12 protein-coding genes are annotated in these 13,085 nt (G+C 67.0%); 4 read left to right on the top strand and 8 right to left on the bottom strand.

The genetic code is table 11. The features are described from left to right. Positions 1 to 16 precede the first annotated feature (16 nt). Positions 17 to 1,054 carry a hydrolase gene (locus HWW87_RS23915; protein WP_175822411.1) on the top strand — a complete coding sequence of 346 codons (1,038 nt, stop codon included), beginning with the start codon at positions 17 to 19 and terminating at the stop codon, positions 1,052 to 1,054. Then, positions 1,047 to 1,634: a DUF2946 family protein gene (locus HWW87_RS23920; RefSeq protein ID WP_175822412.1), complete on the top strand. Its 588-nt coding sequence runs from the start codon at positions 1,047 to 1,049 to the stop codon at positions 1,632 to 1,634. The genes HWW87_RS23915 and HWW87_RS23920 overlap by 8 nt, the downstream gene beginning before the upstream one ends. Before the next feature lie 39 nt (positions 1,635 to 1,673). Here HWW87_RS23920 and HWW87_RS23925 read toward each other — a convergent pair whose 3' ends face one another. Further along, positions 1,674 to 3,368 carry a M48 family metalloprotease gene (locus HWW87_RS23925; protein WP_175822413.1) on the bottom strand — a complete coding sequence of 565 codons (1,695 nt, stop codon included), beginning with the start codon at positions 3,366 to 3,368 and terminating at the stop codon, positions 1,674 to 1,676. Between the two features lie 269 nt (positions 3,369 to 3,637). Here HWW87_RS23925 and moaC point away from each other — a divergent pair, with 269 nt between their 5' ends. Together moaC and HWW87_RS23935 are read left to right on the top strand one after the other, a co-directional pair. Then, positions 3,638 to 4,117, top strand: a complete 480-nt coding sequence (gene moaC, locus HWW87_RS23930; RefSeq protein ID WP_175822414.1) for a cyclic pyranopterin monophosphate synthase MoaC — start codon at positions 3,638 to 3,640, stop codon at positions 4,115 to 4,117. A 432-nt stretch (positions 4,118 to 4,549) separates the two neighbouring features. Then, positions 4,550 to 5,785, top strand: a complete 1,236-nt coding sequence (locus HWW87_RS23935; protein WP_244107327.1) for a glycosyl hydrolase — start codon at positions 4,550 to 4,552, stop codon at positions 5,783 to 5,785. Positions 5,786 to 5,941: 156 nt separating this feature from the next. Here the strand turns inward: HWW87_RS23935 and HWW87_RS23940 are convergent, their stop codons facing one another. From HWW87_RS23940 to HWW87_RS23970, 7 genes are all read right to left on the bottom strand, one after another. After that, on the bottom strand, positions 5,942 to 6,292 hold the full coding sequence (locus tag HWW87_RS23940; protein WP_175822415.1) for a TonB family protein: 351 nt from the start codon (positions 6,290 to 6,292) through the stop codon (positions 5,942 to 5,944). A 453-nt stretch (positions 6,293 to 6,745) separates the two neighbouring features. After that, positions 6,746 to 8,524: a Wzy polymerase domain-containing protein gene (locus HWW87_RS23945; RefSeq protein WP_175822416.1), complete on the bottom strand. Its 1,779-nt coding sequence runs from the start codon at positions 8,522 to 8,524 to the stop codon at positions 6,746 to 6,748. 156 nt (positions 8,525 to 8,680) lie between these two features. Beyond that, positions 8,681 to 9,277 carry a pilin gene (locus tag HWW87_RS23950; RefSeq protein WP_175822417.1) on the bottom strand — a complete coding sequence of 199 codons (597 nt, stop codon included), beginning with the start codon at positions 9,275 to 9,277 and terminating at the stop codon, positions 8,681 to 8,683. A 95-nt stretch (positions 9,278 to 9,372) separates the two neighbouring features. Further along, positions 9,373 to 10,077, bottom strand: coding sequence for a TerC family protein (locus HWW87_RS23955; protein ID WP_175822418.1), 705 nt, complete (start codon positions 10,075 to 10,077; stop codon positions 9,373 to 9,375). A 154-nt stretch (positions 10,078 to 10,231) separates the two neighbouring features. Next, positions 10,232 to 11,113: a succinate--CoA ligase subunit alpha gene (sucD, locus tag HWW87_RS23960; protein WP_175822419.1), complete on the bottom strand. Its 882-nt coding sequence runs from the start codon at positions 11,111 to 11,113 to the stop codon at positions 10,232 to 10,234. 64 nt (positions 11,114 to 11,177) lie between these two features. After that, positions 11,178 to 12,344 carry an ADP-forming succinate--CoA ligase subunit beta gene (gene sucC, locus HWW87_RS23965; RefSeq protein ID WP_132022571.1) on the bottom strand — a complete coding sequence of 389 codons (1,167 nt, stop codon included), beginning with the start codon at positions 12,342 to 12,344 and terminating at the stop codon, positions 11,178 to 11,180. A 67-nt stretch (positions 12,345 to 12,411) separates the two neighbouring features. Continuing rightward, complete coding sequence (locus HWW87_RS23970; protein ID WP_027785327.1) at positions 12,412 to 13,020, bottom strand: DUF2889 domain-containing protein; 609 nt, start codon at positions 13,018 to 13,020, stop codon at positions 12,412 to 12,414. Positions 13,021 to 13,085 lie beyond the last annotated feature (65 nt).

A 13,085-nucleotide genomic window follows, 5' to 3' on the forward strand; every position in this document is an offset into this window, starting at 1 on the left:
CATTTGCGGGGCGATCATGAGTACGGCTTCTCCGCCCACCTCGCCGCTGACCGGGCCCCCGGCCCCCAACGACGATTCATTGCGCTATCGCGCACCGCGCTGGCTGCCCAACAGCCATGTGCAAACCATCGTGCCCGCGCTGTTCGCGCGGCGTCCGGTTGTCGCGTACCGGCGAGAGCGATGGGAAACCCCCGACCACGACTTCATCGATCTCGACTGGGTCGCGCATCTCGACAGCGCGGCGCCGGCGCCTGACGCGCCGCTGTTCGTGCTGTTCCACGGCCTCGAAGGCAGCTCCGGCTCGCACTACGCGCTCGCGATGATGGCCGCCGCGCGTGCGAAGGGCTGGCATGCCGTCGTGCCGCACTTCCGCAGTTGCAGCGGCGAGATCAACCGCCAGCCGCGCTTCTACCATCTCGCCGACAGCGCCGAGGTCGACTGGATCCTGCGCCGGCTCGCCGCGCAGCATCGCGGGCCGCTGGTCGCGGCCGGCGTATCGCTCGGCGGCAACGTGCTGCTGCGCTGGCTCGGCGAGCACCGCAGCGACACGTCGATCGTGCATGCCGCCGCCGCGATCTCGACGCCGATCGACGTGCATGCGGGCGGCCGTGCGCTGTCGCAGGGGTTCGCGATGGTCTACACGCGCAGCTTCCTGAAGACGCTCAAGCGCAAGGCGCTCGCCAAGCTCGACCAGTATCCGGGGCTGTTCGACCGCGAAGCGATGCTGCAGGCCGTGACGATGCGCGACTTCGACGAGGTCGTGACCGCGCCGCTGCACGGTTTCGCGAACGCGGACGACTACTGGACGAAGGCGACCACGCGGCCGCTGCTGCCCGCGATCGACGTGCCGACGCTGATCCTCAACGCCCGCAACGACCCGTTCCTGCCCGAATCGGCGCTACCGGGCCCGGCCGACGTGTCGCCGGCCGTCGAGCTCGACCAGCCCGCAGACGGCGGCCATGCGGGCTTCATGACCGGGCCGTTCCCCGGCCGCCTCGACTGGCTGTCGGCGCGGGTGTTCGGCTATTGCTCGAAATTCGTCGACCATGGATGACATCGTCAGGCAGGCGCTCGCCAAATGGCCGAACGTGCCGGATTGCACCGGCTGGCTGCTGCTCGACCGGCGCGGCGAATGGCGGCTGCGCGACGACACCGCGCAGGCGGCCGGCGAACTCGGCTCGCCGGTCCGGCATGCGGCGCTGAACGCGTTCATCGGCCGCAACTACGCATGCGACGCGCAGGGCCAGTGGTTCTTCCAGAACGGGCCGCAGCGCGTGTACGTCGAACTCGCTTATACGCCGTGGGTCGTGCGGCTCGCCGAACGCGACGGGCAGCTTGCGCTCACCGACCAGATGGGCGCCCCGTTCGAACCGGATACAGCCTGGCTCGACGACGGCGGCGGCGTGCTGTTTCGCGATGCCGGCACACCCGCGCGCATCGCGGCGCTGCACGATCACGACCTCGGGCTGTTCGCCGATCACGCGGATTTCAATGCCGAGCCGCCCGTGCTGCGCTGGCGCGACGGCCGCACGCTGCCGCTCGGCAGCATCGCCTGCGCCGACGTGCCTGGCCGGTTCGGCTACATCGCGAGCCCGGCGCGCCACGCGCGCGACGCGGCCGGCAGCGGCCGCTGACCCGCCGCGGCGCCGTCCGCGTTCGCCGCGCGGCCGCCGCTACCCGCGGCCGTTCTTCTCGTCGTCGCGCTCTTCCTTGTAGCGCGCCTCGAATTCCAGCAGCCGCGCGCCGATGATCGACTGCTCGTAGAACGACACGTCCTTCGCGTCGCGCGCTTCCTTCAGTTGCCGGATCGCCGACGGCCACGCGCCGTCGAGCGCCAGCTTCTCCGCCAGCGCCCGGCGCCGCGCGAGCACGTCGCCCTTGCCGTCACTCGCCTTCGCGAGGTAATCCCACCAGTCCGGCTGTTCGGGGTCGGCCTTGGCCTGCGCCCGTGCGAGCGTCTGCGCTTCGGCGAAGCGGCGCGCGGCGATCAGCGCCTGCAGATGCGCGACGATCGCCGCGTGCGACGCCGGCCAGCGCCGCTGCGCGAGCGCCGAGAGCCGTACTGCGTCGTCGGCTCGGCCCGCGCGGCGGGCGACGTCGGCGGCCAGCACGTCGAGGCTCGGCGAACTGCTCGCCGGATCGTCGTCGCGCCGCTCGCGCGCATCGAACGCGCTGCGCGCCGACGCGAGCGCCTTGTCCGCCGCGTCGTACTGGCCGAGCAGCGTGTTCGCGAGCGCGATGCCGTACCAGTTCGCCGCGACGTTCGGCGCGGTGCGATCGTCGATCTCGAGCTGCATCCGGCGCGCCTCGGCCGAGATGTCGGTCGGTGCCCGGTTCTGCAGGATGCGCAGCCGCGCACGCACGAACCCGTATTCGGCCGACTGGCGCGGCTGCCGGTACGGCGCGCGGCGCGCGCGATCCTCCATGTCGGCGATCCGCTCGCCGGTCAGCGGGTGCGTGCGCGCATAGGCCGGCACGCCCGCATCGCCCATCGACGCGCGGTCGAGCCGCTCGAAGAAGCCCGGCATCCCGTACGGGTCGTAGCCGGCCCCGGCGAGCAGCTGGAAGCCGACGCGATCGGCCTCGCGCTCGGCCGAACGCGAGAAACGCAGCTGGTTGTCGACCGCATACGCCTGCCCGCCCATCGCGATCGCGCTGCCGAGATCGCCGCTGCGCGCGAGCACGCCGGCCAGCACGCCGAGCAGCATCGTCGCGAGCGCCGTATAGCCGGTCTTCTCGCTCGCGCCGATCATCCGCGCGATGTGCCGCTGCAGCACGTGGCCCATCTCGTGGCCGACCACCGATGCGAGTTCCGACTCCGTCTGCGTCGTGACGACCAGCCCGCTGTTGATCCCGATGAAGCCGCCCGGCATCGAGAACGCGTTGATCTGCGGATCGCGCACCGGGAACAGGTCGAAGTCCGGCGTGTAGCCGCCGATGTAGCGCGCTGCCGCCGCGGCCGCGAGCCGCGCCGCCATCGCGTTCAAGTAGTCGCGCACCAGCCAGTCGTCGAGATAGTCGGGATCGCGCCGCACTTCGCGCATCACGCGCTCGCCGAGCCGGCGCTCGGCCCGCGGCGTCAGTGAGCCGCCGGAGCCGTCGCCGAGATCGGGCAGCTCCAGCGCACGCAGCGGCGCGCGCAGGCTCGCGACCGGCGCCGACGCACCGTCCGCGCCCGAGAACCGGCTCTCCGCGCCGCCGTACGTGCCGAACACGCCGGTCGCGATGCCGGACGGCACGGTGGAAATCGACGTCGAGCCGCCGGCCGCCGGCTCGAGCGGTGGCGCGGATCCGCTCTGCGCATGGCTGCCCGGCGGCAGCGCGAGCGCCGCCGACAGCGACACGGCAAGCAACTGTTTGACACGCATGGCAGGATGAAAACGACGCCGTCCCGCGCGAGCGGCGCGCATCGCGGCGTTTGGTCTGAATATTCGGGTCATTGTACCGGCGCCGCGCCGACTGTCCCCTGCCGCGCGTGCGTCATCTGCGCCTCCGGCAACGCGAACGCCGCTGCTATGATAGGCGCCCGTTGAGCGGTTGGATCGGTTCGTCGCGCCGGTACGGGATTTGGCGCCCGGCCGATCGCGAAGCAGGATCGAGGGACGTGCGCGCGCACTCCGTTCCACTAGAGGAAGACATGTCAGGACTCACCCATTTCGACGCCGCCGGCCACGCCCACATGGTCGACGTCGGCGGCAAGCAGGAAACGCAACGCATCGCGATCGCGCGCGGCACGATCCGGATGCTGCCCGCCACGTTCGCGCTGATCCGCGACGGCAAGGCCAAGAAGGGCGACGTGCTCGGCGTCGCGCGCATCGCGGCGATCCAGGGCGCCAAACGCACGGCCGATCTCATTCCGCTGTGCCACCCGCTCGCGCTGACGCGCGTGGCCGTCGACTTCGAGCTCGACGACGCGCTGCCGGGCGTGCATTGCGTCGTGCAGGTCGAGACGTTCGGCCGGACCGGCGTCGAGATGGAAGCGCTGACGGCCGTCCAGGTCGGGCTGCTGACCGTCTACGACATGTGCAAGGCGGTCGATCGCGGGATGGTGATCACCGACGTGAGCGTGCGGGAGAAGCGCGGCGGGAAGTCGGGGGATTGGAAGGCGGAAGCGTAACGCTTTGCTTTATAAGCCTTTCCTGTGAAGCCATACCGCCCGCTTTGGTATCGCCATCGTCTGACGAAATCGCCTCGCATCTGACTGCTGGCACCGGAAAAATCGACCTTGTCCGACTCCTGTCCCACAGGAGACTGGAATGGCCTCAATTCGCCACCGAGACGGGAAATGGCAAGTACTGGTTGATGTACAGAGGATTTCTGCCAACGGCCCCCGCAATTATTCGACTCATTGAGCGTCATTCCCAGCGCCTGCGGTGTGCGGGTGGGTCGCTCCCCGGATCATCTCTTTAGCTCAATGATGAAGCGACTTGTGACCAATATTCACGGGTCATCTTCGGGAAGCGGAACAGCGGTAGTTACGTGATGAACGTGCCGCAGTCCTCGCTCGTTCAGGAATGGAAGGCACTCGAGAAACTGATGCCGAAATGAAATGACGAGAAAATTCCTGAAGTTGTCGCTGGGTGCTGCAGTCGTGCTCATTGTCTCGATTGTCGGGTACTCGTATATATCGAATGACTGGCAGGTCGTTTCCAACACTTTCATGAAGAACAGCAAGCCTTACGGCGGAGGCGACTTCGTGATATCGGGAAACGAGGCGATCACGCTGAAGATCAGCGATCCTGAAATCACCTTCAAGCCGTACGCGGAATGGAAGGACAAGGAAAAAGCCGAGCCGGCCGAAGCCTGGATGAACGACAGTCGCGAAACGCTGAACCGGACGTCGGTCGAATTCTGGCGCGGCCCGGTGAACGGCGACATGACACGCCATTTCAAACAGGTGGGCCAGAACGCCGCCTGGTGGCACGCCAAGGACTGGACGGTCGAATTCATCAGCACCGGCTGGATGGACTACAAGTCGCCTCAGCCTGCCGATGGGCTGACGCCGCAAGTGACCAAGCTCTGGAAGTCGTCCAACGGCGGACGCGACTGGGTGCAGCTCGCGTGGCCCGAAGATCGGAATATCGGTCGCCTGCTCTTTCTCGATCCGCAGCGCGGCTATGCAATCGGTTGGGGTCCGCACGTGTGGCGCACGTCCGACGGCGGTCAGTCGTGGCGGGAGATCGAACTGCCACCGGGTGCCGCGGAGACCGGCAAACCCCGCCGCACCTTTGACGGCATCGACCTCGGCCCGGACGGTACCTTGCGCGTGGCGTACCACATCGAGAAATCCGAGCATGCTTCCGCCGGAAGCGTCGTCTATCGGCTCGGCTGGGAGCAATCCGAGTTCGCCCTGGATGCCGTTCTGCCTGAACAGGTGATCGTCAACCTGTCCTCGTCACCGGCCGCGTCGAATCACTATGCGCTTTACGCGCTGTCGCGCCTCGGCGAACCGCGCAATTTCGATAATCCCGCCGACAACGGACAACGCGTCGGCGCCATTTCTACCTGGACGAACAGCGCACCCGGGCAGGTGCAGCAGTTGCATTCGTTTGACGACACGCTGACGCTCGATAGCCTGAGCGTCGGCCGGGACGGATTGCTGCTCGTCTACGCAACCGACTCCAGGCGCAACGGCACACCGCTCGATCTCACGTTCGTCAGCAGCGACGCGGGGAAGACCTGGAACTCGAGCAGGGAGAAGGCGACCCAGGGCGGATATTTCAACGCGCAGACGAACACGCTGTATTCGCTGGTCGCCTATACGCTCAAGAAGCGGCAGTTCTGACCGTTCCGATGCGATTGCCGCGGAGCCCCGTCGCGATTCGGGTGCCGGCTCCGCGGCAGCGCACATCGCGCATGCGGCGCGACTGCCGCACATATCGACTTTCGGTGGCCGCGTGCAACGGCGCGACTGTCGGCGCGCAGCACACGCCGCCCCGCGTCACTGCCCGCGCTGCGGCTCGAACACGAACGGTTGGGTCAGCAGGAAAGGATTCGCCGTCGCGCCGGTCTGCGCGCAGGTCGCGTGCGTCATCGCTTCGACGGCCGCGCGATCGGCCGCCGCATTGCGGCTGCTCGTCGTCACGGTGACGTTCTGCGCTTCGCCGGACGTCGTCATCAACGCGCGCACGAGCACGGTCGCCGGGCGCGTGAGCGGCTTCGCGGTATCCGGATAGACGGCACGCGGAATGTGGCAGGTCAGCTTGCTTTCCTGCGACGACGACAGCATCGCGCAGCCGGAAAACAGCATCGCGACGGCGGGCAGGATCAGGTAGGTCGAGCGAATGGCCATGGTCGAATATCGTTCTTCAGCACTGTTCTGGGCACACGCGCCGCGCGCCGGAAGCCTTCCCTCGGCCGTATCGCATGTGTCGTACTGCGCCGCGGCCATCGGACCGGCGCCCCGTTACGGCCGCACGGCCGAGCAATGCCCGGCCGCGATCCTGCCCGGCGGAATGCCCGGATAACCGGGAAGTTTTCCGTATTCGCACCGGCTACGCCTCGCGCCGCGGGCACGCGAGCGCTTTCGCGCATTGTGCACGCGCCGCCCGGTCAGCGGCGGCAATTTGACAATGGTTGACGCGAATCACCGCTCATTCGACCGGAATCCGCGCGATCCGCGAGGTAATCGAGATCCGACCGGATCGGCGCGCTACGCGCCGCGTCGGGTTGCCCCGACGTCAGCCCGCCTTTAGCGCGACGCAATAGACGCCGGAATTCCCCGTTCCGGCGGGCACGACATGCGTCAATCCGAATCGTCGTCGTCCGAGTCGTCGCCCTCATCGGCCGGCGCTTCCCCGTACTTCGCGACGACGGCCGCCCTGAACGTCTTCAGCGCCGGCTCCTGGTCGCACAGCTTGTACAACGAGGCCAGCTGTTGCGGCCAGTCCTTCAATTCCTTCGCAAACACATGCAGGCGCGCGACGGTATCGAGCGCGTCGGCTTCGCGGCCGGCCAGCGCCTGCAGCACCGCGTAGCGGCGCAGCACCGTCTCGCCCGGCAGCAATGCGATCGCGCGCTCGTGCGCGGCGAGCTTGGCCGGCAAATCGTCCGGCGAAACCGGGAGCAGCGTCGCCGCACCGTAATCACCCCACGCGCCGAACAGCAGCGACGGCGCATCGCGGTACTGCGCGGCCGGATTGCTGCCGTAATAGAGCACTTCCGCGCGCTGGTAATCGCGCAGCACGGGCACCGCCGCCAGCACGCCGCCGAACGACAGCACCGCGAACAGCCCGAATGCCGCACGCCCCGGCAGGATGCGCAGCGGCTTCACCTCGAGCAGCCCGATCACGAACATCGCCGGCAGCAGGAAGAACATGTATTGCTGCGGATACTCGACCAGCGCATGCATCAGCAGGATGCCGATCAGCGCGAAGCCGAACACGCGCATGCTCGACTGCGGCGCCCGCACCGCGCGCACGAACCACGTGACGAGCGTGACGGCGAGCACGCCGAGCCCGACGAGACCGGACTTCGCGAGCAGGTCGATGAAGATGTCGTGCGAATTGTTCGCGATCTCGACGCCGCCGAGCGTGCGCACGAGCGCAAACTGGTGCGACGGGAATTCGCCCCAGCCGACCCCCAGCAGCGGATGCTCGCGGAACATCGCGAGCCCGTATTTCCACAGCGCGAGGCGCGGCGCGATCTGCCCGGCGTCGCGCATCCGGTCGGCTGCCGACTCCGCGAGATTCAGGTGATAGTGCACGTTGGCCCAGCGCACCGCGACGTTCACCGCGATGAACGCGACCGCGAGCACGACCGGTATCAGCCACGCACGCGCATTGCCCGGCGTGCGGCGCGATTCGATCCACGCCATCCAGAAGCCCGCGACGACCATCACCGCGACCTGCAGCCACGGCCCGCGCGACACCGTCAGCGCGAGACCGACCGACAGCACGAGCGACAGCGCGAGCCATGCCCACACCGCGAGCCGGCGCGTCTGCACCAGATACAGCGCGCCCGCGAGCGCGAAGGCGATGTAGCTGGCCAGATGGTTCGCCTGCGCCATGTTGCCGTACGGACGGCGGTCGACCGCGATGTTGTACACCACGACGAACGGCGAGACGGCCGACTCGAGGTGGAACAGCTGCACGATCTGGGTACCGACCGCGAACACGCCGCCGACGAGCAGCGCACCGGCCATCATCCGCGACACGGTTTCCGCCATCCCGTCGCGCGCAAGCGCGTAGCCGGCCTGCATCGCGACCAGCGCGGCGGCGAGATAACCGACCGCCAGCCAGTTCATCGACGGCACCTTGAGCGGGATCAGCGCGACCTGCGCGAGCAGCACCACCGCAAAGCCGAGCGGCACGGCGAACGCAGCCGGTGCGGCAAACGGCTCGGCCGGGCGGCCGGTGCGCGCGAGCAGCACGACGGACGCGCCCACCAGCAGATACAGCACCAGCGCGGAAAACTCGGAATAGAAGGTCGGGATCGGATACGTGTGATTGGTGATCGCGTACGGCACGATCAGGGCGACAGCCAGCGCAACGAGCGACAACGAACGGGAAAAAGTAGAAGGCATGAGCGAACCGGATGTCAGCAACCGGCGCACTATACAAAACTTTCCCTGCTCTGTGCGGGGCTGTCGCTCCGCGAGCCGGCGCAAGGCCGCGGCCCCCGCCGGCCGAAGCGGCGGCCGGCAGGCCGCATGCGCGGCCGCCCTCCTTCTCCGCCAGCCTTATGCGCGGCACTCCGCGGGTGCATATTTCGCGGGCAGCGTCGCGGCGTTACCCGGCAACGGCCCCGCTCCCGGCGCCGGCAGCGACGACGCGTCCTTGCCCGCGGCGAAGCATTCCCACGCAATCGCGCCCGCCTGTATCGCCCCCTTTTTGAGCGGCACGCGTGCGGTGGGCGCATCGGCCTTGTCCGGCGCCGACGGCACGAGCACCAGCGTATTCGTGCCGGCCGCGGCGACGCGGGTGGTGAACGCGACCGTGATCTGGCCGGTAGCACCGTCGATCGTGACGGATTCGACGTTGCGGGTCGCGGCAGGCGGGCTGTAGCCGCCGTCGAGGCTCGCGCCGCTCGCGGCATTGTCGGCGACCGCGAGCCGCGCGGACGACGCGAGCGCAAGCCCCTCGCCGACGCGCGACCGTGCGAGGTAATCCTGGTACGCGGGAATCGCATAGGCCGCGATGACACCGACGATCGCCAGCACGATCATCAGTTCGATCAGCGTGAAGCCGGCCAGCCGCCAGCGAGGCGACGGCCGGTTCGCGCGCCGGAGATCAGCGGCAACGCGACGGAACAGGGAAACGGAAAAGGCTTCGAACATGACAGGCTCCGGAAACGAAAAACGCCTGCCGATACAGGCAGGCGTCTCGATCGTAGCCAGCGGGCCGCGAGGCCGGCAGTCGGCCGGATGGCCAGTCAGTGCGCGTGCGGCACGCTGCGGCGTTTCCTGAGCGCGTAACCGATCGCGACGACGAACAGTGCGCCGGCAATGCTCGCGCCGTAGACCACCGACGGCGTATCGAGCACCGGCCAGCGATCGCCGACCGGGTCGTTCACGATCAGCCCGCCCGCGATCCAGCCGAGCAGCCCCGCGCCGAACGCCACGATGACCGGGAAACGGTCGAGCAGCTTCAGCACAAGCGTACTGCCCCATACGATGATCGGCACGCTGACAACGAGCCCGAAGATCACGAGCGCGATCCGGTGCGACGGATCGGCCTGCTCGGCCGCGCCGGCGATCGCGATCACGTTGTCGAGGCTCATGACCGCATCGGCGATGACGATCGTCTTCACGGCGTCCCACAGCCGGTCGGCCGGCTTGATGTCGTCGTGCGCGTCGGCGGCCGGCGCCATCAGCTTGATGCCGATCCACAGCAGCAGCAGCCCGCCGCCGAGCTTCAGGAACGGCACGTCGAGCAGCGCGACCGCGAACGTGATCAGCGCGACACGCAGCAGGATCGCCCCCGCGGTGCCCCAGACGACGCCGCGCAGCCGCTGGTTCGCCGGCAGGTTGCGGCACGCGAGCGCGATCACGACCGCGTTGTCGCCGCCGAGCAGGATATCGATGATGATGATCTGGAGAATGGCGCCCCAGTGCAGCGAGGTCAGGAATTCGAGCATGGCGGTGAGGAAAGAGCAGCGGCCGCGTCAGGGGCGACCCGGTTCATCGCCGGCACATGCAGGACGCATGCCCGGTGCTTACGAATTCATTGCGCGAGCATAACAAAAAACGCCGGCAAAGCCGGCGTTTTCTGCAGGACGAACCACGCGAAAATTACAGCGCCTTCTTCAGCAGACGGCCCATTTCCGACGGGTTGCGCGTGACGGTGATGCCGCACGCTTCCATGATTTCCAGCTTCGCTTCGGCCGTATCCGCACCGCCCGAGATCAGCGCGCCGGCGTGGCCCATGCGCTTGCCCGGAGGCGCCGTGACGCCCGCGATGAAGCCGATCACCGGCTTCTTCATGTTGTCCTTGATCCACTCGGCGGCGTTGGCTTCGTCCGGACCGCCGATTTCGCCGATCATCACGACCGCATCCGTATCCGGATCGTCGTTGAACATCTTCATCACGTCGATGTGCTTCAGACCGTTGATCGGGTCGCCGCCGATACCGACTGCCGACGACTGGCCAAGGCCGAGTGCCGTCAGCTGCGCAACGGCTTCATACGTCAGCGTGCCCGAACGCGACACGACGCCGATGCGGCCCTTGCGGTGGATGTGACCCGGCATGATGCCGATCTTCAGTTCGTCCGGCGTGATCGTGCCCGGGCAGTTCGGCCCGAGCAGCAGCGTCTTGCGGCCTTCGCGACGCATGCGGTCCTTCACTTCGATCATGTCGCGCACGGGGATGCCTTCCGTGATGCAGATCGCGAGATCCAGGTCGGCTTCGACCGCTTCCCAGATCGCAGCGGCTGCGCCTGCCGGCGGAACGTAGATGACCGACACGGTCGCGCCGGTTTCCGCCTTCGCTTCCTTGACGCTCGCGTAGATCGGAATGCCTTCGAAATCTTCGCCGGCCTTCTTCGGGTTCACGCCCGCGACGAATGCTTCGCGGCCGTTTGCGTATTCACGGCAGGCGCGCGTATGGAACTGACCGGTTTTGCCGGTAATGCCCTGCGTGATGACCTTCGTGTCCTTGTTGATCAGAATCGACATGTATTTTGACCTCTGTTCGATGGGCGTCGCGTGCTAGCCGCGCCGCCATGCGTATTCGATAGCGTTACTTGCCTGCGGCAGCCGCGACGACCTTCTGCGCAGCCTCTTCCATGCTGTCAGCCGAGATGATCGGCAGGCCCGAATCGGCCAGCATCTTCTTGCCGAGGTCTTCGTTCGTGCCCTTCATGCGCACGACGAGCGGCACGTTCAGGTTCACGGCCTTCGAACCGGCGATCACGCCTTCCGCGATCACGTCGCAGCGCATGATGCCACCGAAGATGTTCACGAGAATCGCCTTCAGGTCCGGGTTCTTCAGCATCAGCTTGAACGCTTCCGTGACCTTCTCGGTCGTCGCACCGCCGCCGACGTCGAGGAAGTTCGCCGGCTCGCCGCCGAACAGCTTGATGGTGTCCATCGTCGCCATCGCGAGGCCTGCGCCGTTCACGAGGCAGCCGATGTTGCCGTCGAGCGAGATGTACGCGAGGTCGAACTTCGACGCTTCGATTTCAGCCGGATCTTCTTCGTCCAGATCGCGGTACGCGACGATTTCCGGGTGACGGAACAGCGCGTTCGAGTCGAAGTTGAACTTCGCGTCGAGTGCGATGACCTTGCCGTCGCCGGAGACGTTCAGCGGGTTGATTTCAGCCAGCGATGCGTCGGTTTCCCAGAATGCCTTGTACAGGCCTTGCAGGATCGCGCGCGCTTGCGGAATCGATGCGGCCGGCACGCCGATCTTCGCGGCGAGGTCGTCGGCCTGGGCGTCCAGCAGGCCCGTCGACGGCTCGACGATGACCTTGTGGATCAGTTCCGGGTGCTTTTCGGCGACTTCTTCGATGTCCATGCCGCCTTCGCTCGAACCCATCAGAACGATCTTTTGCGTCACGCGATCAACGACGAGGCTGACATACAGTTCCTGCTTGATGTCGGCGCCTTCTTCGACCATCAGGCGGTTGACCTTCTGGCCTTCCGGACCGGTCTGGTGCGTGACGAGCTGCATGCCGAGGATCTGGTTCGCGTATTCGCGCACCTGCTCGATCGACTTCGCCACCTTCACGCCGCCGCCCTTGCCACGGCCACCCGCGTGAATCTGAGCCTTCACGACCCAAACCGGGCCGCCGAGCTCTTCCGCCACCTTGACGGCCTCGTCCACCGAGAACGCCGGCTTGCCGCGCGGTACCGCGACGCCGAACTTCCGCAGGATTTCCTTACCCTGGTACTCGTGAATCTTCATGCGTGATTCCCTTCAGTCTGAGAGTTGGATGAAATGTCGCTAAGACGCTTCTTCGAATGATTTCCGTTCATTCCTTCGTGCTGCCTTCACCGGGCAGATCCGGCCGAATCGGGCCATACCAGCGCGGGTAGTACTGCCGCACGACCTCGCCGTCGAATCGCAGCGCGCGGCAGCGGCCGAGCTGGAACGGCGGTTCGGCGTGCACGCCGTCATGATCCGGCCCTTCGCCGCCCTCCTCGCGCACGTTCCACACATCACCGGCGAACGCCTGGATCGCGGCCGTCGGCAGCACGGCGCACAGTTCGGTGAGATGGGAACAGCCTGCGACGCCGGCGAGCAGCCGGTTCGCGTTGCGGCGGAAATTGCGGAAGAGATTGAGCCCGATGAGGGCCCGATAGGCAGGCGGGGCGGATTGACAGTGACCGGGATAAGGCACCCATTCCGAAGACGCTTCGGCGTCGACGACATTGAGGTCACGATCGATGGTCACGCGCAGCCAGAGTTCGTGGATCGGCAGGCCCTGGGGCCGGATGCCCGACGCAAGCGCGACATCGCGCGGCTTGTGGTCGGTCAGGCAGGCTTCGATGTCCCACAAGCCGTCGCCGCGCTCGTAGGCTTCCGCTCGGATTGCGCGTCGATGTCGCAACTGACGGGGCACGGGCTCGGATAGCGGCATGCTGGAGGTTGAGGCCGAAGAGGAAAACCCGTGGATTTTAGCATATTGGGTATTTGAGACAGTTT

Source organism: Burkholderia sp. BCC0419 (assembly GCF_902830285.1).
Classification (GTDB): Bacteria; Pseudomonadota; Gammaproteobacteria; order Burkholderiales; family Burkholderiaceae; genus Burkholderia.